The 24,185-nt window shown below is 70.1% G+C and carries 23 protein-coding genes and 1 tRNA gene; 4 read left to right on the forward strand and 20 right to left on the reverse strand.

Annotated features, from left to right (window positions below; genetic code table 11):
• On the reverse strand, positions 1-942 hold a 942-nt coding region (locus ACWDX9_RS13795; RefSeq protein ID WP_449953044.1), incomplete at its 3' end, for an AfsR/SARP family transcriptional regulator.
• Between the two features lie 64 nt (positions 943-1,006).
• Here ACWDX9_RS13795 and ACWDX9_RS13800 point away from each other — a divergent pair.
• On the forward strand, positions 1,007-1,864 hold the full coding sequence (locus ACWDX9_RS13800) for an NAD(P)-dependent oxidoreductase (RefSeq protein WP_449953047.1): 858 nt from the start codon (positions 1,007-1,009) through the stop codon (positions 1,862-1,864).
• Here ACWDX9_RS13800 and ACWDX9_RS13805 read toward each other — a convergent pair.
• A complete protein-coding gene (locus ACWDX9_RS13805) occupies positions 1,861-3,231 on the reverse strand; it encodes a cystathionine beta-synthase (protein WP_350725759.1) in 1,371 nt (456 codons plus the stop codon). The genes ACWDX9_RS13800 and ACWDX9_RS13805 overlap by 4 nt on opposite strands.
• 146 nt (positions 3,232-3,377) lie before the next feature.
• Between ACWDX9_RS13805 and ACWDX9_RS13810 the strand changes: the two genes are divergently transcribed.
• The 3 genes from ACWDX9_RS13810 (at position 3,378) to ACWDX9_RS13820 (ending at position 7,093) form a co-directional block, all read left to right on the forward strand.
• A complete protein-coding gene (locus ACWDX9_RS13810; RefSeq protein WP_355197389.1) occupies positions 3,378-4,385 on the forward strand; it encodes an SGNH/GDSL hydrolase family protein in 1,008 nt (335 codons plus the stop codon).
• Positions 4,386-4,474: 89 nt separating this feature from the next.
• A complete protein-coding gene (locus tag ACWDX9_RS13815; RefSeq protein ID WP_449953052.1) occupies positions 4,475-5,833 on the forward strand; it encodes an outer membrane protein assembly factor BamB family protein in 1,359 nt (452 codons plus the stop codon).
• A gap of 45 nt (positions 5,834-5,878) precedes the next feature.
• The gene (locus tag ACWDX9_RS13820) at positions 5,879-7,093 is read left to right on the forward strand and encodes an acetyl-CoA C-acetyltransferase (protein ID WP_363970712.1); all 1,215 of its coding nucleotides are present in this window, start codon (positions 5,879-5,881) and stop codon (positions 7,091-7,093) included.
• 311 nt (positions 7,094-7,404) lie between these two features.
• Here ACWDX9_RS13820 and ACWDX9_RS13825 read toward each other — a convergent pair whose 3' ends face one another.
• The 18 genes from ACWDX9_RS13825 to mfd form a co-directional block, all read right to left on the reverse strand.
• Positions 7,405-7,812, reverse strand: a complete 408-nt coding sequence (locus ACWDX9_RS13825; protein WP_449953056.1) for a PPOX class F420-dependent oxidoreductase — start codon at positions 7,810-7,812, stop codon at positions 7,405-7,407.
• Between the two features lie 65 nt (positions 7,813-7,877).
• On the reverse strand, positions 7,878-8,111 hold the full coding sequence (locus ACWDX9_RS13830) for a DUF4287 domain-containing protein (protein WP_185068609.1): 234 nt from the start codon (positions 8,109-8,111) through the stop codon (positions 7,878-7,880).
• Positions 8,112-8,279: 168 nt separating this feature from the next.
• Positions 8,280-9,071: a Bax inhibitor-1/YccA family protein gene (locus ACWDX9_RS13835; RefSeq protein WP_449893345.1), complete on the reverse strand. Its 792-nt coding sequence runs from the start codon at positions 9,069-9,071 to the stop codon at positions 8,280-8,282.
• 519 nt (positions 9,072-9,590) lie between these two features.
• Positions 9,591-9,663 (reverse strand) — tRNA-Leu (locus tag ACWDX9_RS13840).
• A gap of 49 nt (positions 9,664-9,712) precedes the next feature.
• A complete protein-coding gene (locus tag ACWDX9_RS13845; RefSeq protein ID WP_449953059.1) occupies positions 9,713-10,288 on the reverse strand; it encodes a peptide deformylase in 576 nt (191 codons plus the stop codon).
• A 16-nt stretch (positions 10,289-10,304) separates the two neighbouring features.
• A complete protein-coding gene (locus ACWDX9_RS13850; protein WP_449953061.1) occupies positions 10,305-10,817 on the reverse strand; it encodes a glycine cleavage system protein R in 513 nt (170 codons plus the stop codon).
• 80 nt (positions 10,818-10,897) lie between these two features.
• Positions 10,898-12,214: an NAD(P)/FAD-dependent oxidoreductase gene (locus ACWDX9_RS13855; RefSeq protein ID WP_449953064.1), complete on the reverse strand. Its 1,317-nt coding sequence runs from the start codon at positions 12,212-12,214 to the stop codon at positions 10,898-10,900.
• Positions 12,215-12,309: 95 nt separating this feature from the next.
• Positions 12,310-13,104 carry a uracil-DNA glycosylase gene (locus tag ACWDX9_RS13860; protein WP_449953067.1) on the reverse strand — a complete coding sequence of 265 codons (795 nt, stop codon included), beginning with the start codon at positions 13,102-13,104 and terminating at the stop codon, positions 12,310-12,312.
• Positions 13,105-13,122: 18 nt separating this feature from the next.
• The gene (locus ACWDX9_RS13865; protein WP_449953070.1) at positions 13,123-14,001 is read right to left on the reverse strand and encodes a hypothetical protein; all 879 of its coding nucleotides are present in this window, start codon (positions 13,999-14,001) and stop codon (positions 13,123-13,125) included.
• Complete coding sequence (locus tag ACWDX9_RS13870; RefSeq protein WP_449953073.1) at positions 13,998-14,324, reverse strand: PadR family transcriptional regulator; 327 nt, start codon at positions 14,322-14,324, stop codon at positions 13,998-14,000. Before ACWDX9_RS13870 ends, ACWDX9_RS13865 begins: the two co-directional genes overlap by 4 nt.
• Positions 14,325-14,410: 86 nt before the next feature.
• The gene (locus tag ACWDX9_RS13875; RefSeq protein ID WP_449953076.1) at positions 14,411-15,532 is read right to left on the reverse strand and encodes a hypothetical protein; all 1,122 of its coding nucleotides are present in this window, start codon (positions 15,530-15,532) and stop codon (positions 14,411-14,413) included.
• Positions 15,533-15,705: 173 nt separating this feature from the next.
• Complete coding sequence (locus ACWDX9_RS13880; RefSeq protein ID WP_350725782.1) at positions 15,706-16,653, reverse strand: Ppx/GppA phosphatase family protein; 948 nt, start codon at positions 16,651-16,653, stop codon at positions 15,706-15,708.
• Positions 16,644-17,132: a DUF501 domain-containing protein gene (locus ACWDX9_RS13885; protein WP_355197405.1), complete on the reverse strand. Its 489-nt coding sequence runs from the start codon at positions 17,130-17,132 to the stop codon at positions 16,644-16,646. Before ACWDX9_RS13885 ends, ACWDX9_RS13880 begins: the two co-directional genes overlap by 10 nt.
• A complete protein-coding gene (locus ACWDX9_RS13890) occupies positions 17,122-17,538 on the reverse strand; it encodes an FtsB family cell division protein (protein ID WP_449953079.1) in 417 nt (138 codons plus the stop codon). The genes ACWDX9_RS13885 and ACWDX9_RS13890 overlap by 11 nt, the downstream gene beginning before the upstream one ends.
• 133 nt (positions 17,539-17,671) lie before the next feature.
• The gene (eno, locus tag ACWDX9_RS13895) at positions 17,672-18,949 is read right to left on the reverse strand and encodes a phosphopyruvate hydratase (protein ID WP_364844666.1); all 1,278 of its coding nucleotides are present in this window, start codon (positions 18,947-18,949) and stop codon (positions 17,672-17,674) included.
• A 92-nt stretch (positions 18,950-19,041) separates the two neighbouring features.
• On the reverse strand, positions 19,042-19,986 hold the full coding sequence (locus ACWDX9_RS13900) for a MazG family protein (RefSeq protein ID WP_449953083.1): 945 nt from the start codon (positions 19,984-19,986) through the stop codon (positions 19,042-19,044).
• A gap of 3 nt (positions 19,987-19,989) precedes the next feature.
• The gene (locus tag ACWDX9_RS13905) at positions 19,990-20,598 is read right to left on the reverse strand and encodes a SurA N-terminal domain-containing protein (protein WP_449953086.1); all 609 of its coding nucleotides are present in this window, start codon (positions 20,596-20,598) and stop codon (positions 19,990-19,992) included.
• 29 nt (positions 20,599-20,627) lie between these two features.
• A complete protein-coding gene (gene mfd, locus ACWDX9_RS13910) occupies positions 20,628-24,116 on the reverse strand; it encodes a transcription-repair coupling factor (RefSeq protein WP_449953089.1) in 3,489 nt (1,162 codons plus the stop codon).
• Positions 24,117-24,185 lie beyond the last annotated feature (69 nt).

The raw sequence follows: 24,185 nt of genomic DNA on the forward strand, positions 1-24,185 counted from the left end.
GGCCGCCCCCGCCAGCTCGGCCAGCCACACCCCGTCGGGGAAGTCGGGCCCCGCGTCGGCGGCGGCGGCCAGGGCGAGCCGGGTCTTGCCGACGCCGCCCGGCCCGGTGAGCGTCACCAGGCGGGAGGCGGCCAGCAGCGCACGGACCTCGGCCAGCTCCCCCTCCCGGCCGACCAGGCCGGTGAGCGGCGCGGGCAGGTTGGTGGCGGGCGCCACCGAGGAGGCGGGCGTCAGGCCGGGGTCCTGGCGCAGGATGGCCTGGTGGAGGTCGGCCAGCGCCGGTGACGGGTCGAGCCCCAGGTCCTCCCCCAGCCGCCTGCGCAGGCCCTCGTACGCGGCCAGGGCCTCGCTCTGCCGCCCGCCCCGGTAGAGCGCCGTCATGTGGGCGGCGACCAGCCGTTCGCGCAGCGGGTGGCGGGCCACCAGGTCGCCCAGGTCCACGGGCCGGCCCAGCTCCAGGCGTACCTCCGCCTGCTCCTCCAGCGCCGCGAGGCGCGTCTCCTCCAGGCGCGCGGCCTCCGGGAGCGCGAAGGCAGCGTCGGCGAAGTCGGCGTACGCGGGCCCGCGCCACAGCGCCAGCGCCTGCTCCAGCTCACCCGCACGCGTGCGGGGATCAGGGGACCGGCGCTCCACGAGGGAGCGGAATCGCCCGGCGTCGCAGTCGTGGGCGGCCAGCCGGTAGCCGGCGGGGCCGTGCACGACCAGGCCGGGGTCGCCGAGGGCCCGGCGCAGCTGGGAGACGCGGGCCTGGAGGGTGCCGACCGGGTTGCGGCCGGTCGCGGCGCCCCAGAGGTCGTCGATCAGCCGGTCCGCCGAGACCGGCCCGCCCCCGTGGGCCAGCAGGTCGGCCAGGAGCGCGCGTACTTTGGGCTCGGCCACCGGGACGGGCCTGCCGTCCTCGGCCCGGACCTCCAGCGGTCCCAGCACCCCGAATCGCACCACGTCAGTATTCAACCCGTGGCGGGGCCGAAGGATTTCCGTAGCGGCGTGTCCGAGGGTGGCGGGCATGAGTCAAGTGACAGTCGTGGGAATGGGCCCGATGGGCTCGAAGATGGCCGAGACGTTCCTGGCCGCCGGGCACGAGGTGACGGTCTGGAACCGTACGGCGAGCAGGACGGCACCGCTGGTCGCCCAGGGCGCCAGGCAGGCGGCGAGCGCGGCGGACGGCGAGCTGCTGGTGGTCAGCCAGATCAGCTACCAGGCGATGTACGACAGCTTCGGCGACGCCAGGCTGGACGGGAAGGTGGTGGTCAACCTCAGCTCCGACACCCCGGAGGCACTGCGCGCAGCGGCCCGGTGGGTGGAGGAGCGCGGCGGCACGCTGATCACGGCGGGCATCATGGTGCCGCCGCCGGGGATCGGGCAGCCGGGCGCGTACACCTTCTACAGCGGCCCCAAGGACGTCCTCGACCGGCACGCCGGGACGCTGGAGGCGCTGAGCGAGGTCACCTACGTCGGGGCGGACCGGGCGCTGGCGATGATGTACTACCAGGCCCAGCTCCTGATCTTCTGGTCGAGCCTGACCAGCTTCATGCACGCCATGGCGATGCTGCGCACGGCGGGGACCGCGCCTGCGGAGTTCCTGCCGTTCGCCCGGGACCTGTTCACCCAGCTGGGCGGGGACGGGCCCATGGGGTACGCCAAGATCCTGGCCGAGGAGTTCGCGGCCGGGAAGTATCCGGGCGAGCTGAACTCCCTGCACATGCAGGCCGTCGGCATCGGCCACGCCGTGGAGGCGCTGGCCGATGCCGGGCTGGAGACCACGGTCCCGGGCGCGCTCAAGGCGTTGTTCGAGCGCGCCGACGCCGAGGGCCGGGGCCACGAAGGGCTCGGCACCGTGATCGAGTCGATCAGAAAGCCCTAATGATTGGCGAGGAAGGCGAGCAGGTCCTGGCGGGTGATCATGCCCGAGGGCTTGCCGTCTTCCAGCACAACGGCCGCATCGGCCTTCTCCAGCGCTTCGACCGCACGGGCCACAGGTTCACCACTACCGATCATGGGTAGTGGCGCCGACATGTGATCACCGATCTGGTCGTCGGAGGAGAGCCTGCCGTGGTAGAGGGCTTCGAGGAGATCGCGTTCGACGATGGAGCCGACCACCTCGGCCGCCATGACCGGCGGCTCCTCCTTCATCACCGGGAGCTGGGACACCGAGTATTCCCGCATGATCGAGATGGCCGTGCCCACCGACTCGTGCGGATGCGCGTGCACGAACTCCGGCAGCCCGGCCCCCTTCCGCGCCAGCACGTCGGCGACCAGCCCCTCCTCGGACGACGTGGTCAGGAAGCCGTAGTCGGCCATCCAGTCGTCGTTGAAGATCTTGGACAGGTAGCCGCGCCCGCCGTCGGGAAGCAGCACGACGATCACGTCGTCGGGCGCGGCCGTGGCCGCCACCCGCAGCGCCGCCACGACCGCCATCCCGCAGGAGCCGCCGACCAGCAGTCCCTCCTCGCGGGCGAGCCTACGGGTCATGGTGAAGGAGTCCTTGTCGGACACCGCGATGATCTCGTCGCAGATCTTGGTGTCGTACGTGGCGGGCCAGATGTCCTCGCCCACCCCTTCCACCAGGTACGGCCGGCCGCTGCCGCCGGAGTAGACCGAGCCCTCCGGGTCGGCCCCGATGATCTTCACGCGGCCGCCGGAGACCTCCTTGAGATAGCGGCCGGTGCCGCTGATGGTGCCGCCGGTGCCGATGCCCGCGACGAAGTGGGTGATCCGGCCCTCGGTCTGCTCCCAGATCTCCGGACCCGTCGAGTGGTAGTGGGAGTCGGGGTTGTTGACGTTGGAGTACTGGTCGGGCTTCCAGGCGTTCGGCACCTCGCGGGCCAGCCGGTCGGAGACCGAGTAGTACGAGTCGGGATGGTCGGGCGAGACGGCTGTCGGGCAGACCACGACCTCGGCCCCATAGGCCCGCAGGACCGAGATCTTGTCCTGGGCCACCTTGTCCGGCACCACGAACAGGCACCGGTAACCCTTCTGCTGGGCCACGATCGCCAGGCCGACCCCCGTGTTGCCGGAGGTCGGCTCGACGATCACGCCTCCCGGACGCAGCTCGCCGGACGCCTCCGCGGCCTCGATCATCCGTACGGCGATGCGGTCCTTGACCGAGCCGCCCGGGTTGAAATATTCGACCTTGGCCAGCACCTGTGCGGACAACCCCGCGTTGACTTTGTGCAGCCGGACGAGCGGAGTGTTCCCCATGAGATCAACCAGGGAATCGTAAACGCGCACCGCGGTGTTCACCTTCTTTACCGAAGCTTGGTCAGCTTGCCAGTGGCCGAGATCCAGTGGGGGTGGCCGGCACTCGGCTAGTTTTCAAGCAAACGCTACCGCTGAGTTCGACTAGGAGGGCACGTACGGTGGTCTGGCCAGCTGGTATGGCGCGCGCGGCACGCAAGATCGCCACGGCCGCGGCGCTCGGAGGTGGCGGGCTGACGGCCCTCGGCGCGACGGCGTACGGGCTGCTGGTCGCTGAAGGGCTGCTCGCGCGCCGGGCCATCGGGCAGCCGCACGGCCTGGACGGGCCGCCTTCCGACGGCACGTACGGCGACTTTCCCGGCGAACCGCTCAAGATCGCCATGCTCGGCGACTCCACGTCGGTCGGGCTCGGCATGACCGACCCCGCCCAGACCCCCGGCGCGCTGCTCGCGCACGGCCTGGCCTCGGTCGCCGAACGCCCGGTACACCTGCTCGTCGTCGGCAAGTCGGGCTCGCCCTCGTCCGAACTGGGCGACCAGGTGGACAAGGCCCTGGCCATGGAGACCGACATCGCGGTGATCTTCGTGGGGGCCAACGACATCATCACGCAGACGCCGCCTGCCGTCGCCGTACGCCATCTGGCCAAGGCCGTGCGGCGGCTGCGGGACGCGGGGGTCGAGGTGGTCGTGGGCACCTGTCCCGACCTCGGCACGGTGCGGCCGATCGGGCAGCCGCTGCGCTGGGTGGCGCGGCGGTGGAGCCGCCAGCTCGCCGCGGCGCAGACGGTGGCGGTGGTGGACGCGGGCGGCCGTACGGTGGCGTTCGCCGACCTCCTGGGCCCCGAGTTCGCAACAAATCCGGCAGAAATGTTCGGACCGGATCGTTTCCATCCATCTGCCCGAGGTTACGCGCAGGCCGCTTACGCGGTGCTACCGTCAGTGTGCGCTGCGTTGGGGCTGTGGCCTGAGCCGCGCCCCGCACGCGGCGAAGCACTACAACCGATCTACCTTGCGGCGGCTACGGCCGCGGAGGAGCCCGGCACCGAGGTCACCGCGACCCGGGTCGACGGACGGGCGACGGGCCTGCACGGAAAGTGGGCGACGTTGTTCCGCCGGCGGCTCGGCGAGACGTTCAACGACGCCCGGCGTCTGACGTCCCGGCTCGGCGAGACGCTCGACGACGCCTGACGTCCCCCGTCAAGGCCCGCCGAGTGCCAGTGTCGGTTACTCTGCGCGCCCGCGTCGCCACTCCTCGTCCCCTTTGGAGTGGATTGCCCGTGCAGCGACCCCTCTGGAAACCGACCGTAGCCCTCGCCGGAACCCTCGTCGGAGTCCTCTCCGCGGCCGCCTGCTCCGGCAGCGACGCGGCCACCACCCCGAACTTCCCGACCTGGCAGAACACCCAGGTCAACGCCGTCAGCCGGATGGCGGTGGCGGGCGGGGTCGTCGCCGCCACCTCCATGAAGCCCGACGGCTCGCTGGAGACCGTCGCCGTCGGCCTGCGGGACGGCAAGCGGCTGTGGTCCTACCCGGCCACGATCGCCGGCCGCCTGCCCGGCATGGGCGTCTCGGCCCCGGCGGTCGTCGAGACGTCCCCGGGCCAGGGCGTGGTCGTCGCGCTCGACCCGGCCAAGAGCGGCCACTGGAACGCCACGCTCATCGCCCGCGACGCCCACTCGGGGGCGCAGAAGTGGAGCAGGCCGGTGCACTCGACGTTCGGGCCGCAGCGGTGCGGGCCGTACGTCTGCGTGTCGGAGCACACGGCCCTGGCCAAGGCCCGCATGGTGGTGCTCGACCCGGCCACCGGGAAGACCCTGTGGAAGCTGCCGGGGATCTCCGAGGTGGAGTGGTCGGACCCGAGCCGGGTCCTGCTGCTCCGACTGGCCGCCAGCCCGATGATCGAGTCGTACGAGCTCAAGACCGGCAAGCTGCAGTGGCAGCAACCGATCGAGCAGGCGCTCGGCCCGGGGATCGACATGTCGGGCGGGTGGGCGTTCGGGGCGACCGGCGACAATCTGGTCGGCTACGTCGCCCCCTACACGAACCCCCAGACGAAGAAGGTCTCCGCCTTCGGCCTCTTCTCCGTCAAGATCGCCAACGGGACGATCAACTGGATGCGGCCCTCGGTCGTACGCGTCTATCCGAGCGGCAGCCCCGGCTACGCCCCCGTCGTACGCCCCGTCGACCGCCAGGGGGCCTACGGCGGCTTCGCCCGGCTGGACTCGGAGAGCGGCCGGGTGGTCGGGCAGGTCACCGCGGCCGACGTGCCCGGGTCCGGCTGGTGGCTGGCCTTCCCCGACCGGATGGACAAGCTGGGCTTCCTCAAGCACGACGCCAAGGGCACGGCGTTCGACCTGGTCTCGGGCAAGCCGGTGCCGGTGGAGGAGCAGCACGGCTGGTCCTTCTGCGTCACCGACCCCAAGCCGCTGCCGCTGCGCGGGCAGGCGCCGGGCTTCTACTCGACGGCGGCCGTCTGCGAGTACGACCTCGCCACCGGCAAGCAGGTCAAGGGCGCGGTCGTGCCGCCTCCCTGGTTCACCGGCAGCCAGGACGGGTGGCGGCTGTGGCGCGACGAGACGGGGGCCATCCACGCCATCAACGACCAAACCTCCACCGCGCCCGGCATGTACGGATAGGACCGGAATATAGTTCTATCTGTAGCACCCGACAAAGGAGGGGCCATGCCCGAGGCAGTCATCGTCGCGACCGCGCGTTCCCCGATCGGCCGGGCCTTCAAGGGCTCGCTCCAGGAGATCCGCCCCGACGACCTGACCGTGCAGATGATCCAGGCGGCGCTGGCCAAGGTGCCCCAGCTCGATCCCTCGTCCATCGACGACATCATGCTGGGGTGCGGGCTGCCCGGGGGCGAGCAGGGGTTCAACATGGCCCGGGTGGTGTCGGTGATGCTCGGGCTGGACAACGTGCCCGGCACGACCGTGACGCGCTACTGCTCCTCGTCGCTGCAGACCACGCGGATGGCCTTCCATGCGATCAAGGCGGGCGAGGGGGACGTGTTCGTGTCGGCCGGGGTGGAGATGGTGTCCCGGTTCACGAAGGGCAACTCCGACTCGCTGCCCGACACGCACAACCCCGTCTTCCTGGACGCTCTAACACGCACCAAGTCCTTCGCCGAGGGTGGGAAGGTGTGGCACGACCCGCGCGAGGACGGCGTCGTCCCTGACATCTACATCGCGATGGGGCAGACCGCCGAGAACCTCGCCCAACTCAAGGGGGTCACCCGCCAGGAGCAGGACGAGTTCGGGGTGCGCTCGCAGAACCTGGCCGAGAAGGCGCTGGCCGACGGGTTCTGGGCCAAGGACATCACGCCGGTGACGCTGCCGGACGGGACGGTGGTGGAGAAGGACGACGGGCCGCGGGCGGGGACGACGTACGAGAAGGTCTCCACCCTCCAGCCGGTCTTCCGGCCGGACGGGACCGTGACCGCCGGCAACTGCTGCCCGCTGAACGACGGGGCGGCGGCCGTGATCGTGATGAGCGACGTCAAAGCCGCCGAACTCGGGATCACACCGCTGGCCCGGATCGTCTCGACCGGGGTCACCGGGCTGTCCCCGGAGATCATGGGGCTGGGGCCGGTGGAGGCCTCGAAGCAGGCGCTCGCGCGGGCGGGGATGGCGATCGAGGACGTCGACCTCGTGGAGATCAACGAGGCGTTCGCCGCCCAGGTGATCCCGTCCTACCGGGATCTGGGGATCCCGCTGGACCGGCTCAACGTCAACGGCGGGGCGATCGCGGTGGGGCACCCGTTCGGGATGACGGGGGCGCGGATCACGTCCACGCTGATCAACAGCCTGCAGCACCACGACAAGAGCATCGGGCTCGAAACCATGTGCGTGGGCGGCGGCCAGGGCATGGCCATGATCCTCGAGCGCCTCTGACCACCACTTCCCATCCGTTTTTTACGCGCTGCCCGGGCAACCACCCGCCATACTCCGACTGAGGGCCCTCCAGGGAAACGGCCTCTGACCCTTCACCGGCTGAGCGCCGCTACGCGAGCCCATGGTTGCCCGGTTACGTTCCCCCGCCTTGCCCACCGCCCGTCTTGCGCCGAGCACCACCGCACAACGCCCCGCCGACCCGGCGCCCGAACGACCCGCCACGCCGCCCACCGCAAGCCACGCGCCCCGCCGTACCCGGCCCCGGAGACCCCGGGGCCCGGTCGGCGGCGTCCCCATCGCCGGGGTGGTGGTCAGCCGTGGGTGTCCGGGCCGGCGTGGTGGGGGGTGATGCGGAGGAGGACGCGGCGGTCGCGGGTCATGGCGGCGCGGTAGTCGTCCCAGTCCGGGTGCTCGCCGGAGATGTCGCGATAGTACGAGACCAGGCCCTCCATGGCCTCCGGGAGCGACTGGATGTCGGCCGTCCCGTCCACCTGGATCCATTCGCCGTAGAAGCCGTCCGTGAAGACGCACAGCGAGACGTGCGGGTCGCGGCGGGCGTTGCGGACCTTGACGGCCGTTTCGCGGGTGCTGACGATGACCTGGCCGCCCGAGACGCCGGCGGTCACCGGGGACATCTGCGGGCGCCCGTCGCGATGCCTGGTGAGCAGGACGGCGCGGTGGTGGGTGCGGAGGAAGGCGAGTGCCTTGTCGAGGTCCATCTCCTCATGATGACGGCCATGAGGACGCGCCCGCGCCTGGGGCACGGGCGCGAGGATGGATGGGCTTAGATGAAGCCCATGCGGTTACGGCGGTGCCGCTCGTGTTCGTGCACGATCGCGGCAGCGTAGCCGTGGGATAGCCCGTGCTCGTCGGCAAGCCAGTTGGCCCGCTCGTCACACCTCAGGAAAGCCGGGCCGTTGTCGATGGCTTGGAACCACTCTGGGAGTTCGCGCCCCGTTATGGACGGGACTCTGGCGATCAGCTTTGTCTGCGTCTCCGGTGAGTGGTTCAAGGACATGGGCACCTCCGCGAATAAGGGTCCTTTGCTCGACCCTGCAACACCAGCGTCCGAATGGCAAGCCCCCAACCAGGCATCATTTTGTGACGGCACGTAGATTTTCGGTCACACAAGGAGAGGGCCCCGCCGGAACGGCGGAGCCCTCGGGGGTGACGCAGACGTTAACGATCAGTCACTACTGGTGAAATAGCTGACGAACCGCAGCACCTCGAGGTAGATCCAGACGAGGCTCAGCGTCAGACCGAACGCGCACTGCCAGGCGAACTTCTCCGGCGCCCCCTCCCGCACGCCCTGCTCGATCGAGTCGAAGTCGAGCAGCAGGAAGAAGCAGCCGATCAGGATCATGACGATGCTGAAGGCCCAGCCGATCGGGCTGTCGGTGCGCAGGCCGAGGCCGCCGTCGACGAAGAAGCCGAGGATCAGGTTGACGAGCAGCAGCCCGAGCGCCGCGATGCCGGCCGCCAGGCCGAACTTCACGAGCTTGGGTGTGACGCGGATGATCCGCAACGAGTAGACCGTCAGCACCGCGCCGAACGCGAACGCCGTGCCGAGCACGGCCTGCAGCACGATGCCGCTGATCATGCCCTCGAAGACAGAGCTGATCTTGCCCAGGAACACGCCCTCGAAGACGGCGTACCCCAGGATGAGCGCCGGGTTGGTGCTCTGCGTGAACGAGGCGATCAGCCCGAGGATCAGCGCGACGACCGCGGCGCCGATGGCGACCCCTGGCGGGACGTTGAGGACCCAGGCCGCGGCGGCGGCCGCGACGAGAGCCCCGAGGGTGAGAAACCCGCGCACGACGACGTCGTCTAGCGTCATGGTGCGGTACGCGGGCCGAGTGGGTTGCGCGTACGACGGCGCGTCGTACATGTTCTGCAGCTGGTCGGGGGACGGGGACGGCCCGGCCCAGCCCGCGGACTGCTGCCGCGACCTGCTGAAAACGGGGTTCTTGCTCTCCATCGCTGCCTCCTGTGACGCCGAGCCTATGGGGCGCGGCGACACCTTGGTCAACTGACGTGTTAGATCGATGTTCATTCGGGACTTCGGCAGCTTCCCAACGAACGTGCCCGGCCCAGAGTTCCCAAGGTCATCGAGCTCGCCCTTCAAGATCATCCGCAGCCCCGCGCCCAGGGCCTCGGCGCGTCCTATTTACTGTGCGTCCACGACAAAAGACCGGCAGTAATGGCGTAGTCAAGCATTCACAGAAAGAAACGTTCGGGAGAAGCCCGGAGAGGCAGAAAGACAGCCCGTTGTCAATATGCCGAAGGCGAAAAGTAAACGACGCCCACCTGAGCTTACTCGGCCGCTCCAGGTCGGCCTCAACCGGTCCGGCGTCGGCGCCCACAGGCCCTTCCAGCAGGGGCGAAGCGCCCGCAGGCGGCGCGACACCGTAACAACTCGACATCGGCCGCAACAGGCCCGTCCGACGATCGCGGTAAACCTCCAGGTCAGGAACCCAAAGGCGATGAAGACGGCAAGTGCCCCCGGCGGGATTCGAACCCGCACGTCAACCCTTTTAAGGGGTTTGCCTCTGCCATTGGGCTACGGGGGCGCCGCAATCATACGAAACAGACCATGGTTAAGAGGAGCACAACTTCGCATCAGGCGTCACAACTGTGAAGTCTGCGGTGAAGTGAGAGGGCTCCAGGCACTCTGTCCAAGAAGAGTAGACCGTCCAGATGGTCGAGTTGGTGCTGAATGCAGCGGGCTTCGAAGGCGTCCGCTTCGATGGTGACGGGCTCCCCCGTACCTGGCAAATGCCCACGTACGGTGATACGGGTGGCGCGGAGGACATCTGCCGTGAGTCCCGTGATGGACGTGCAGCCCTCGCGCCCCGGGTCCCAGTGGGACGCTCTGGCGAGGCGTGGATTGGCCAGAACGAGCTCTCCGGCCCACGAACGGCTCCTGGGGTGGAGTCCGGCATCAAAGGCGATCAGGCGCCAGCTCAGGCCGATCTGGGGGGCGGCCAGCCCGGTCGTGGCGGTCTCCCTGCGCAGGGTGGCCAGGAGATCGGCGGCGGCGGCCACGATCTCGGGGTCGGTGGGATCGACCGGTTCGGCGGCGGCGGACAGGAGCGGGTGCGGGGCGCCGAGGACCTCGCGCGGGGTCCCCACGCGGCCGCCGAGCACATCACGGCCGCCGGGCGCCCCCCAAGGCTCGCCGCCCCATCCGTTCATCTGTCCTCCTGCACGTTCACAGCAGGTCCGGTTCGACGGGGCGGAAGGTGATCTCCGAGTCGAGTCCGGCGCCGACGGCCGCCAGCCTGCGCATGAGCGCCGCCACGTCCACCTCCTTCGGTAGCTCGACGTCCGCGATCAGCACGTAGAGACGGCCGGTGAGCCTGGTGCTCATCCCGGTGATGTTGCCTCGGTCGGCGGCGAGCACGGCGCTGATGGCCGAGATGATCCCGGGCCGGTCGGGCCCGTGCACGGTCAGCACGTAACCGAGACCGCCGCCCTCCTCGCAGAAGTGCCGCCGGGCCTCGATGGCGGAGGCGGTCACCACGAGATCGGGCGCGCACAGACGCTTCAGCAGCTCGGCCGAGTCCAGATCGCCCGACACCAGCAGCATCATCGCCACGTGGCCGCCGAGCAACGTCATCGTCGAGTCCTGGATGTTCGCTCCGCAGTCGGCGAGCGAACCGGTGACCGCGGCGATCACGCCGGGCCGGTCGACGCCGAGCACGGTCACCGCTGAGAGCCCCACCCGTGGTACCCCTTCCGCTTGCGACCAGGGGTGCCGAATACGCCCCGGCGAGGTTCGCCGGGGCGCTTGCCGTTCCTGGGCTAGCGACGGGTCGTCGCGACTGCGGCCCTGAAGTCCTCACGCGGGTGCTCCATCTCACCCAGCGAGATCGTCTCGCGCTTGAAGAACAGGGCCAGGGTCCAATCGACGACGACACGGACCTTGCGGTTCAGCGTCGGCACCCGCGACAGATGGTAGGTCCGGTGCATGAACCACGCAGGGAATCCGCGAAGCTTGACGCCATAGACATTGGCGACGCCCTGATGCAGGCCCAAACCGGCAACCGATCCGACATACTTGTGGCGGTATTCGACCAGTTGCTGGCCACGCAGGTGGCGGACGATGTTGTCGGCCAGCACCTTGGCCTGGCGGACGGCGTGCTGGGCGTTCGGGGCGCAGTACTGGCCGGGGTTCGTGACGTCGGGCACCCCCGCGGCGTCTCCCGCCGCGAAGGCGTCGTTAGTGCCGGCGATCGTGAGCATGGCCGTGCACTTGATCCGGCCGCGCTCGTCGAGCGGCAGGCCGCTGTCGTTGACCACGGGGCTGGGCTTGACGCCCGCGGTCCACACGAGCGTCTCCGCGTCGAACTCCGAGCCGTCCGAGAGGATCACGTGCCCGTCGGTGCAGGACTCCAGGCGGGTCTCGAGCTTGACGTCGATGCCGCGCTCGCGCAGCTGCTCCAGGGTCCACTTGCCCATCTCGGGGCCGACCTCGGGCAGCACCCGGTTCGAGGCCTCCACGAGCACCCAGCGGAGGTCCGACGGCTTGATGTTGCGGTAGTAGCGCGTCGAGTCCTTGGCCATGTCCTCCAGCTCCGCGAGCGCCTCGACGCCCGCGAACCCGGCGCCGACCACCACGAACGTGAGCGCCTTGCGCCGCACGTCCGGGTCGTCGGTCGACTCGGCCACGTCGAGCAGGTGCAGCACGCGGTTGCGCAGGGCGATGGCCTCGCCCACGGCCTTGAAGCCGATGCCGATGTCGGTGAGGCCGGGGATGGGCAGCGTGCGCGAGATCGATCCGGCGGCCATCACGATCACGTCGTAGGCCACCTGGCGCGGCGCGCCCTCGGGCGGCTGGAACGTGACGGTGCGCTCGTCGTGGTCGACCTCGGTGACCCTGCCGTTGAGGATCCGCACCTTGGGCAGGATCCGCCGCAGCGGGGCCACCACGTGCCGGGGCGAGAGGTTACCCGCCGCCGCCTCAGGCAAGAAGGGCTGGTAGGTCATGTAGGACTGGGGGTCGATGATCGTGATGCGTGCCTCGCCGCCGCGCAGCTCCCGCTGGAGTTTGCGCTGCAGCCGAAGCGCTGTGTACAGGCCGACGTATCCACCGCCGACGATCAAGATGTGCTTGTTCATCCTGAGGCCCCATCCCTCGTGGAGTGCTTGTGAAAGCATTCACAAGCTTACGTCAAGCGCGCTTGATGAATCCAACCCGGGGGTGGTGGAACGCGTCACACAGCCAGTGACCTGGCCCTGGTGAAGACGTCGTCGAGCATCTGGGCGGTCACGCGGCCGGTGAAGGTGTTCTGCTGGCTGGGGTGGTAGCAGCCGATCAGCGTGACGGGGGCGCCGGCGTGGCGGACCTCCACCTCGGCCCCGTGCCCGAACGGCGGCCTGGCGCGCGGCAGCTCGTAGCCGGCGTCCTTGAGCGCGGGCCACACGGCCTGCCAGGCGTACCCGCCGAGCGCCACGACCACCCGTACGTACGGCGCCACCAGCGCCACCTCCCTGGCCATCCACGGGAAGCAGGCGGCCTTCTCCGAAGGCAGCGGCTTGTTCGCGGGCGGCGCGCAGCGCACCGAGGCCACCACCCGCGTGTCGATGAGCCGCTGCCCGTCCCCGGCGTGCGTGCTGGTCGCCTGCGCGGCCAGGCCGGTGCGGTGCAGCGAGGCGAACAGCCAGTCGCCGCTGCGGTCGCCGGTGAAGATCCGCCCGGTGCGGTTGCCCCCGTGGGCCGCCGGGGCCAGGCCGACCAGCAGGATCCGCGGGCGCTCGGCGCCCCAGCCGGGGACCGGGCGGCCCCAGTACGTCTCGTCCGCGAACGCGCGCCGCTTCGCCTCGGCGACCTGCTCGCGCCACTCCACCAGGCGGGGACAGGCACGGCAGACGGACTGTCCCGCCGTGAGCTCCGCGAGGGTGTCACTGGTGGCGGCGAGGCGGCGCACGTCCGCGGGGTCGTGGGCGACCGGCGTGTCAGCGGTCGCCGGGTCTTCCGGCCAGCCGGTGCCAGGAGGTACGAAGCTCATGACACCGATGGTGCCCGATCATTTGGCGGGCTTCGGCGTGGGAGTGGGTGCGGGGGTCGGGCAGGCGGACCTCGTCGTGGTGGCGGCGTCCGGATCGGCCATCCCGTCCTGCTGGATCAGCGGCAGCGGGTAGCGGTTGAGTATGGGCTCCCCGCACGACCTGTCGACCGTGTATCCGAAGTCCTCGGGGCTGGTGGTCAGCGGCTTGCCGTCCTGGTCGTAGAGGTAGACGTCGCTCAGCGGGGTGCCGTCCTTGGCGTACGGCTTGATGTTGTAGACGTCGTTGTTGGACGACGCCGCGTCCACCCACACCGGCTCCTGGTTCGCCATGGCGACGCGCGGCCCTTCGGAGCCGTACGACGCGGCCTCCACCATCCCGGCGAACAACGTCAGCGCCGCGACCAGGTTGAGCGCCCCGACGAGCCCCGCGGCCAGCCGTCCCCTGCGCCGCCGGCCGATCCAGACCGAGATCCAGACGCCCGCCGCAACCAGCGCCCAGCCGGCCAGGTCGGACGGGACGATGCCGCCCTCGCCTGTCAGCGCCAGCAGCAGCAGGGCCAGCAGGTAGCCGCGCAGCACCCACCACCCGGGGCGCAGCTCCGGCAGGAAGCCCACGAAGCTCCGGTACGGCCCCTGGCCCATCAGCCGGGTGTGCGCGCCCAGCGCCCACGCCCGCGGGTCGATGCGGCGCTTCCCGCCGCTCTCGGGGCGGTCTCCGTACGCGGCCGCCAGCTCCTCGGCGTACACCTCGGGCGGGCCGAGCCTGTCCTCCAGCGGCAGCTCCGACTCGGCCGCGATCTCGGCCAGGTGGTCGTCGAGGTCTTCGAGTAACTCGCCGCGCTCGGGATGGTCTGCCAGGGCATCCCGTACGGCCTGTGCGTACTGTTCGGGGGTCATGCTGGTCCCTCCTTGAGCAGGGATGCCATGGTCGCCGAGAACGAGGTCCAGGTCTTGGCCGAGGTGGCGTACATGGTCCGGCCGACCTCGTTGAGTCCGTAGTACTTGCGGTGCGGCCCTTCGTCCGAGGCGACCACGTACGACGTCAGCGCCCCGGCCTTGAACAGGCGGCGCAGCGTGCCGTAGACCGAGGCGTCGCCCACCTCCTCCAGGCCGGCCTCCCTCAGCCGGCGCACGACGTCGTAGCCGTAGCCGTCGCGCTCGTTGAGCACGGCGAGCACGGCCAGGTCGAGCACGCCCTTGAGGAGCTGGCTGCTATCCACGTAATGCACACTACTGTGCAAAGCACAGTAGTGGCAACGAGAAAACCGGGTGGCGCCCGCGAGGGCTGCCACCCGGTCCGGTCAGCCTAGGCTGCGGCCTTAGGCGGGCAGGTCGCCGAGTAGGAGGCGACGCCCGAGGACGCGGCGTTCGGGCTGGTGACGACGAGCTCTACGGTGCCCTCCGTCTTGGTGGAGTTCTGCGCTCCGCCGATGCCCCAGGTCACGTCGAGGCTGCCGTTGACCGTACGCTCAAGCGTGTTGTGGTCACGGACGCCGTCGACGACCCAGTAGTACTGCACGGTGGTGGGGCCGGTGCTGGTCAGCGTGGCCTTGAAGTCCACCCCGGGGCCACGGTTGTCGGCGCACATGTCGTTCCGGACACCGGTGACCGACGCGCTCGAAACCGAGACCTTGGGAGCAGGAGCCGGAGTCGGAGCCTCGTCCTTGCACCAGACCTTGTAGTAGGCCCGGTTGGAGGAGGTGCCCTCGGGGCTCAGGATCTCGAGCTGCGCCCAGCCGCGCTGGCTGTGACGCGGGGAGATGCCGAAGCCGACCTTGCGCGTGTCGTAGACCTTGACCCTGCCGTAGTCGGCCACTTCACCGTTGAGAATCCAGCGGTAGCGGACCCACGTCGGGCGGTTGGCCTCGATCAGGCCGACGAAGTCGATCTTGTCGCCGGGCGTGCAGACGCCGGAGTACGAGTCGGGGCTGGCCCATGCGCGGGCGGACACCGACACGTCGAGGTGCGAACGCACCTCCTTCGGCTCCTGGCAGGAGACGGAGAAGTAGCCCTTCTTGGAGGTGACCTTCTTCGGACCGAGGACCTGGACGGCCTCCCAACCCTTGACGTTCTCCTTGAAGGTGATGGACTGCTTGACCGTCACCGACTTGGTGCCCTTGCCCGAGAGCTTGAGCACCTTCACCTTGCCCTTGGACCCGTCGCCGTGGAGCCAGCGGTAGGCCAGCTCCGTCTTGCCCCTGACGGGAACCTTGATCTTGGCCGAGAAGTTGACCTTGACCGGGCAGGCTCCCTCGTAGTCGCCCGCGGACACCGCGGGCGTCGACACCGAGACCTTGGGAGCGGCCTTGGCGGTGGCGGCCGTCGCCGCCTGGGCGGGGCTGGCGACCAGGCCCGCGGCCAGGGCGGCCAGCACCGCGGCGGACGCGCCGAACGCCGCCGCCTTACGTGCTAACCCAACAGACTTCATGTGAGAGTGCTCCATTCCTTTGAGGGAAGAGACGCGCTCGGGAACGGTCGCCACGCCGGCACCTTCCGTGCACAGCAATATGGCAAAGCCCCCGTAATGCCCCTTTACCTAACCACAATACTGATTGCACGCTCAACACAGGCCATAGACCTGAAATGTCCGGATTTCTTCAGCTATCGGGCGATAGACCAGGCGATACCGTCAAGGATGTCGTGTTCACTGACCACGACCTGCGAAAACGCGAAACGACGGACGATCCGGTCAAGAATAAGCGCGCCGGCGCCAATCACGTCGACCCTTCCCGGGTGCATCACCGGAACCTCGGCACGCTCACCATGGGTCATCGCCAGCAGCCGCCGCGTCACCTCATGAACCTGCCCGGCCGAAATCCGCGAGTGGTGAATCCTGGCCGAGTCGTAAGCGGGCAGATCGAGCACCATCCCCGCGACCGTCGTCACCGAACCCGCCAGCCCCACCAGCGTGCGGGCCCGCTGCACGGGCACCTCCGCCTCGACCCGGTCGAGCGCCGCCTCGATGTCGGCCACCACGGCCTCCAGCGCGGGCGCGGAGGGCGGGTCGCCGGCGTCCTTCAGGTGCCGCTCGGTCAGGCGCACGCAGCCGATGTCCACCGACAGCGCCGCCTCGGCGTGCTCGGAGCCGACCACGAACTCGGTGGACCCGCCGCCGATGTCCACCACCAGGTACGGCGGCAGCGGCCCCTGCGGCATCTCGGTCTCCGGCGACAGCCGGACCAGCCCCTTGGTCGCCCCCACGAACGAGAGCTCGGCCTCCTCCGCCCCCGACACGACCTCCGGCTCCACCCCGAAGATCTCGCGGACCCCGTCCACGAACTCCTGCCTGTTGGCCGCGTCCCGGGTCGCGCTGGTGGCCACCACACGGGTCCTGACGGCGCCGTGCCGGTCGATCAGCTCCCGGTAGACCCTCATGGCCTTGAACGTGCGCTCAAGGGCGTCAGGGGCCAGCCTGCCCGTCCTGTCGACGCCCTGGCCGAGGCGGACGATCTCCATCCGCCGCTCGACGTCGTCGATGAGATCGTCGCCCACGTCGGCGATGAGCAGGCGTACGGAATTGGTGCCGCAGTCGACGGCGGCTACACGCATGGTCCGTCACTCCACCAGTCGGGGAGGGCGTCGAGCGCCTCCCTGCCGAACGGGTTGCTCCCCGGCGCCGCCAGCTCGTGCGCGACGAGCGCGTGCAGGCACTTGACCCGCAGCGGCATGCCGCCCGTGCTCTGCATGTCGCGCGGGAGCGGCTCCATGCCCTCCTCCTTCGCCGCCTCGTCGCGCCTGGCGACGTAGTCGTCGTGCGCGGCGCGGTAGGCGGCGGCCAGCTCGGGATCGGTGGCCAGCCGGGCCTGCATCTCCCGCATCAGCCCCGAGCCTTCGAGCGTGCCGATGGCCGAGGCCGCCTTCGGGCAGGTCAGGTAGTAGAGAGTCGGGAAGGGCGAGCCGTCGGGCAGCCTCGGCGCGGTCTCCACCACGTCGGGGTTGCCGCACGGGCAGCGGTGCGCCACCCCGCGCAGCCCCCTGGGCGGCCGCCCGAGCTGCAGTCGGACCGTCTCGACGTCTTTACCGTCCAACACTTTCCTTCCCCGTCACGGCCCGGCGGCCGGTGCCCTTGTCGGCGGCCTCCACCGACTCCCAGAGCGTCTCGTACCACGGCGGCGGCGCCGGCGCCTGCTGCACGGTCGCCGGCTCCTTGATCTGCTGCTGGTCCATCACCACGTAGCACTTCTCGCCGGGCCCGCAGTAGTGCAGCCGTTCCTTGGCCGTCTTCTTGATCCAGTTGGGATCGTCGCTCTGCCGGTCGCGCTCCAGCAGCGTCTGCTTCTCCGCCTCGACCCTGGCCTTCTCCGCCCGATGCTCGGCGATGCTGCGGCGCAGGCTAATGTACTCGCGGACAGGGTAGGCCAGGCTCATCGCGATCGCGCACACCACGACGGCCAGGATGGCGGCCCGCCCGGTCAACTGCGGCCTTTTCGCCATTGCTGCACCCCCTGCCTATGGCCTCACTTCGTGAGGCGGGCTCGGTCGCCCTGGAGCCGTCGTTTTCCTCACCATTCCGGTTGCTTCGCTCCCTCCATGGCGAGGAAAACGACGGCGCTCCCTCGCAAAAAACCTAGCGCCGGAAGCGCGGGAAGGCGGCGCGACCCGCGTAGCGGGCGGCGTCGTCGAGGAGCTCCTCGATGCGCAGCAGCTGGTTGTACTTGGCCACCCGGTCCGAACGGGCCGGGGCGCCGGTCTTGATCTGGCCGCAGTTGACCGCGACCGCGAGGTCGGCGATCGTCGTGTCCTCGGTCTCGCCGGAGCGGTGGCTCATCATGCACTTGTAGCCGTTGCGGTGGGCCAGGTCCACGGCGTCGAGGGTCTCCGACAGCGTGCCGATCTGGTTGACCTTGACCAGCAGGGCGTTGGCGGTGCCCTCCTTGATGCCGCGCTCCAGCCGCTCGGGGTTGGTGACGAACAGGTCGTCGCCCACGAGCTGCACCTTGTCGCCGAGCGCCTCGGTGATGGCCTTCCAGCCGGCCCAGTCCTCCTCGTCGAGCGGGTCCTCGATGGAGACGAGCGGGTAGTTGGCGACCAGGTCCGCGTAGAACTCGATCAGCTCCTGCGCCGACAGGCCCTTGCCGTCGATCGTGTAGACGCCGTCCTTGTGGAACTCGGAGGCGGCCACGTCGAGCGCCAGCGCCACGTCCTCGCCCGGCACGTAGCCGGCCCGCTCGATGGCGACCAGGATCAGGTCGAGCGCGTCGCGGTTGGACGGCAGGTTGGGCGCGAAGCCGCCCTCGTCGCCCAGGCCCGTGGCGTAGCCCTTCTCCTTGAGCACGCCCTTGAGCGCGTGGTAGACCTCCGTGCCCACGCGCACGGCCTCGCGGAACGTCTCCGCCCCGATCGGCGCGATCATGAACTCCTGGATGTCCACGTTGGTGTCGGCGTGGGCGCCGCCGTTGAGGATGTTCATCATCGGCACGGGCAGCACGTGGGCGTTGGGGCCGCCGACGTAGCGGAAGAGCGGCAGGTCGGCGCTGTCGGCGGCGGCCTTCGCGACGGCCAGCGAGACGCCCAGGATGGCGTTGGCGCCGAGCTTGGCCTTGTTGGGCGTGCGGTCCAGGTCGATCATGATCTGGTCGATGATGCGCTGGTCCTCGGCCTCGATGCCGTTGATCTCCTCGAAGATCTCGTCGGTCACGGCGAGGACGGCCTTCTCCACGCCCTTGCCGCCGTAACGCTTGCCGCCGTCACGCAGCTCGACCGCCTCGAACTGGCCGGTGGAGGCCCCGCTCGGCACGGCCGCGCGGCCGGTGCTGCCGTCGTCGAGCACGATCTCGACCTCGACCGTGGGGTTGCCTCGGGAGTCGAGGATCTCGCGGGCGTATACGACCTCGATGGTAGCCACGGGATTGCGCTCCTAAGTGAAAGGCGATATGCCATCAGAGCCTATCGGTACACCCGGACGCGGGGCCGCACGGTCACCGCGCACCCGCAGGGTCAGGCCGATTCCCAGGCGCGCACCCGGTCGCGGTACGTACGGGCGGCCGCCCGCAGCTCGGCCTCGGCGTCGAGACCGGCCTCCGCGGCCCGGCGGACCAGGTCGAACAGCTCCCGGGCCACCCCCTGCCCGACGGCCGCCGCGAGCGCGTCGGGCGCCCCGGCCCGCTCGGCCCGGCGCACCAGCTGGGCGGCCAGCGACAGCGCGGGCTGCCCCATGGGCACGCCGTCGAGCACCGACTCCCGGCCCTTGGCGGCCCGCTCGGCCGCCTTGATCGCGTCCCAGTTGTCGTTGACCTCGTCGGCGCTCTCCGCACGTACCGAGCCGAAGACGTGCGGATGGCGGCGCACCAGCTTCTCGACGATCCCGGCCGCCACGTCGTCCATGTCGAAGTCCGCGGCCACCCGCGCGTGGAAGACCACCTGGAGCAGCAGGTCGCCCAGCTCCTCGCGGAGTGCCGGGTAGTCACCCTGCTCGATGGTCTCCAGCACCTCGTACGCCTCTTCGAGCAGGTACGGCACCAGCGACTCGTGCGTCTGCTTGCGGTCCCACGGGCACTCGGTCCGCAGCCGGTCCATCACGGCGACCAGGTCGAGCACCCGCGCCCCCGGCAGGTCGTACGAGCCCGGCACCACCTCGATCAGCGGCGGCTCCTCCAGCGCGATCGCGGCGTGCCCGACCGCGCGCATGAACTCCTCGTCCTCCTTCTCGGAGGCCGAGGCGAGCCACACCACGCTCTCGCCGACGGCCCGCGCGGCCAGCCCGCGCGGGTCGGGCTCCACGACCTCGACCGTCACCCCCGCCTCCGACAGGTAGGGCAGCTGCGGATGCGCGGCGGACCCGGTCAGCACCGGACCCGGACCCGAGCGCAGCACCTGCCAGGCCTGATGGCTCAGCAGGCCCGGCGGGACCCTGGGCGAGGTGGTGACGACGGTCAGCGGCACGGCTCAGCCCTGCTGCTGTTGCTGCTGTTGCGGCGCCTGCTGCGGGGTGGCCTTGCCGAACCTGCCGGCGTCCACGAACAGCGACGGGTTCTCCTGCGACGGGTTGGCGTTGACCACGCCGAAGCGGGGGTTGAAGATCGTCTTGATCGAGGCGAAGTCCTGGCGGAGCTTGTCGAGCCCGCCCTGGCCGGCCTGCTGCTGCAGCTTGGCCATCCCGACCGCCGTGCGCGCGTACTCGCGGGCGTAGCTGGGCGCGACGCCCAGGGCCAGCAGGTTGATCTGGGGCGACTGGTACTGGCCGGGGTCCTGGAGTTTGGCGTCGATCTCCTTGTCGGTCACCTGGACGTTGTTGCGCGCCATCAGCTGCTTGGCGGCGCTGATGTCGGCCAGCCGCTGGAGCACGTACTGGCTGACCGGCACGCCGAGCGCCGTCTCGTCCAGCTTGTTCTGCTTCAGCGCGGCCTTGTAGGCCTCCGCGTCCCTGTTGAGCTGACCCGTCGAGATGCGCTCCTTGCCCACCACGGCCGCGGCGCCGGCCTGCATGGGGGAAGAGCAGGCGGTCAGCGCGATGCCCACCGCGGCAGCGGCCACAGCCACTCGTATCGACTTCACGTGCGTCCCTTTCCGACCGAAAACCGCCGCTAGCTTACCCGCGCTGGCTCGAGGAACATCGCCTCGACCAGGTCACCGCACCATTTGAGCAGGTCGAGATCACGGAGCGGCTGCCCACCGAGCGGCTTGGTCTTGGGCACCGGCACCAGCAGCGTCTCGGCCGCCTGCTTGTATATCGCCTTCTTGTACAGCCGGTCGAGCCGGACCTGCTGCGACTCCCTCAGCCGGGCCGGGCCGAACTTGATGTTCTGGCCCTGCAGCGTCACGTCCGTGAGCCCGGCCTGGCGCGCCTTGATCCGGAACTTGGCCACCTCCAGCAGGTTGCCCACCTCCGCGGGCGGCTTGCCGTAACGGTCGGTCAGCTCGGCGCGCACCTCGTCGATGTCGGCGGGGGCGGCGATGGCCGCGATCCGCTTGTACGCCTCCAGCCGCAGCCGCTCGGAGGTGACGTAGTCGTGCGGGATGTGGGCGTTGATCGGCAGCTCGACCTTGACGTCCAGCTGCTCCTCCTGCGCCTCGCCGCCTTCGAGCTTGGCCTTCTGCTCCTGCACGGCCTCGGCCATCAGCCGCACGTACAGGTCGAAGCCGACGCCCGCGATGAACCCGGACTGCTCGGCCCCCAGCACGTTGCCCGCGCCGCGGATCTCCAGGTCCTTCATGGCGACGTACATGCCCGCGCCCATCTCGGTGTGCTGCGAGATCGTGGCCAGCCGCTCGTGGGCGGTCTCGGTCAGCGGCTTCTCCGGCGGGTAGAGGAAGTAGGCGTAACCGCGCTCCCTGCCCCGGCCGACGCGCCCGCGGAGCTGGTGCAGCTGCGACAGGCCGTAATTGTCGGCCCGGTCGACGATCAGCGTGTTGGCGTTGGGCACGTCGAGCCCGGACTCGACGATCGTGGTGGAGACCAGCAGGTCGTACTCGCGCTCCCAGAAGCCCACCATGATCTTCTCGAGCTGGTGCTCGTTCATCTGCCCGTGCGCCACCGCGATGCGCGCCTCGGGCACCAGCTCGCGCAGCCGCGCGGCCACGCGGTTGATCGAGGCCACCCGGTTGTGCACGAAGAAGATCTGCCCGTCGCGCATCAGCTCGCGCCTGATCGCCGCCCCGATCTGCTTCTCCTCGTACGGCCCCACGAACGTGAGGATCGGGTGCCGCTCCTCCGGCGGCGTGAGGATCGTGGACATCTCGCGGATGCCGGTCAGGCCCATCTCCAGCGTGCGCGGGATCGGCGTGGCCGACATGGCCAGCACGTCGACCTGCGTGCGCAGGTGCTTCATCGCCTCCTTGTGCTCGACGCCGAACCGCTGCTCCTCGTCGATGATGATCAGCCCCAGGTCCTTGAAGCGGACCTCGGGGCTGAGCAGCCGGTGGGTGCCGATCACGACGTCGACGGCGCCCGACCTGAGCCCTTCGAGCGTGCCCTTGACCTCGCCGTCGGTCTGGAACCGGGAGACCGGCTTGAGCGTGACGGGGAAGCTGGAGAACCGCTCGGTGAAGGTGGACATGTGCTGCTGGACCAGCAGCGTCGTCGGCACCAGCACGGCCACCTGCTTGCCGTCCTGCACCGCCTTGAACGCCGCCCGCACCGCGATCTCGGTCTTGCCGTAGCCGACGTCGCCGCAGATCAGCCGGTCCATCGGGACGCCGCGCTCCATGTCGCGCTTGACCTCGTCGATGGCCTCCAGCTGGTCGCCGGTCTCGGCGTACGGGAAGGCGTCCTCCATCTCCCGCTGCCACGGCGTGTCGTCCCCGAACGCGTGGCCCGGCGAGGCCATGCGGGCGGAGTAGAGCCTGATCAGCTCCCCCGCGATCTCCTTGACCGCCTTCTTCGCCCGGGACTTGGCCTTGGCCCAGTCGGCGCCGCCCATGCGGTTGAGCGTGGGCGCCTCGCCGCCGACGTAGCGGGTGACCTCGTCGAGCTGGTCGGTCGGCACGTAGAGCCGGTCGCCCTTGGCGTATTCGATGACCAGGTATTCGCGGGTGGCGCCCTGGACCGTGCGCTGGACCATCTCGATGTAGCGGCCCACGCCGTGCTGCTCGTGCACCACGTGGTCGCCGACCTTGAGCTGGAGCGGGTCGACCATGTTGCGCCGGCGCGACGGCAGGCGCCGCATGTCCTTGGTGGACGCCTTCTGCCCGACCAGGTCGAGGTGGGTGAGCACGGCCAGGTTGGACGTGATGAAGCCGTGCTCGATCAGGCCCGTGCTGACGTGGACGACCTTGGGCTCGGGCGCCTTGTCCAGGAACTGCCGCAGCCTGGCGGGCACGTCGACGCCCTTGAGCAGCTCGACCATCCGCTCGGCCGGCCCATGACCCTCGCTGAGCAGCACGACGGCCTTGTCCTCGGCCAGCCAGCCCTTGATGTCGGCCAGCGCCTTGGCGGTGTCGCCCCGGTAGGCCTCGGAGTCCTGCGCGTCGAGCTCGACCCCGCCGCCGAACGGCGCCATCGTCCACCACGGCTGGCCCAGCGCGTCGGCGTGGTCGCGGATCTCCTCAAGCGTGCGGAACGCCGCCGCGCCCAGGTCGATCGGCGCCTCGCCGCCGGCCGCCGCGTTGATCCAGGAGGCCTCCAGGAACTCCTGCGACGTGCGTACGAGCTCCTCGGCCCGCCCCCTGATCCGCTCGGGGTCGCACACGAACACCGCGGACCTGACCGGCAGGTGGTCGAGCAGCAGGTCCATCTCGCCGGCCAGCACGGGCGCGAACGCCTCCATGCCCTCGACCGACGAGCCCTCGGCGAGCTGGTCGAGCACCTCGGCCAGCGCCGGGTGCTCCTCGGCCAGCTCCGCCGCCCGGGCCCTGACCTCGTCGGTCAGCAGCAGCTCGCGGCACGGCGGAGCGAACAGCCCTTCCTCGGCCGCCTCCAGCGAGCGCTGGTCGGCCACCTTGAACCAGCGGATCTCCTCGACCGTGTCGCCCCAGAACTCCAGCCGCAGCGGGTGCTCCTCGGTCGGCGGGAACACGTCGAGCAGCCCGCCGCGCACGGCCACCTCGCCGCGCTTCTCCACCATGTCGACGCGGTGGTAACCGTTGGTCACCAGGCGGTCGACGACCTCGTCGAGGTCGGCGTCGTCGCCCGCGCGCAGCCTGATGGGCTCCAGGTCGCCGAGCCCCTTCACGATCGGCTGCAGCAGCGCCCTGATCGGCGCCACGATCACGCTGAGCGGCCCGGCCGCGCTGTCACCCTTGATCGGGTGCGCCAGCCGCCGCAGCACCGCCAGCCGCTGCCCCACGGTGTCGCTGCGCGGCGAGAGCCGCTCGTGCGGCAGCGTCTCCCAGGCCGGGAACACGGCCACCGAGCTGGGCTCGATGAGGCTGGTCAGCGCGGCGGCGAGGTCTTCCGCCTCACGGCCCGTAGCGGTGACCGCCAGCACGGCCCGCTGGTCGTGCGTGGCCAGCGCGGCCACGCCGAACGGCCGCAGCGCGACGGGCGCGACCAGCGCGACATCGCCGCCCTCTTCGAGAGCGGCGGTCAGTTTCGGGTCGGCGCGAACAAGGTCAAGTAGCCCGGAAAGACTCATCAGATACGCCCACAGCCCCACGACGGCAACACGACTACCCCCGGCCGGGTCAGGTCGCGGGGGTTCTCT

The organism is Nonomuraea sp. NPDC003201, from assembly GCF_053590415.1.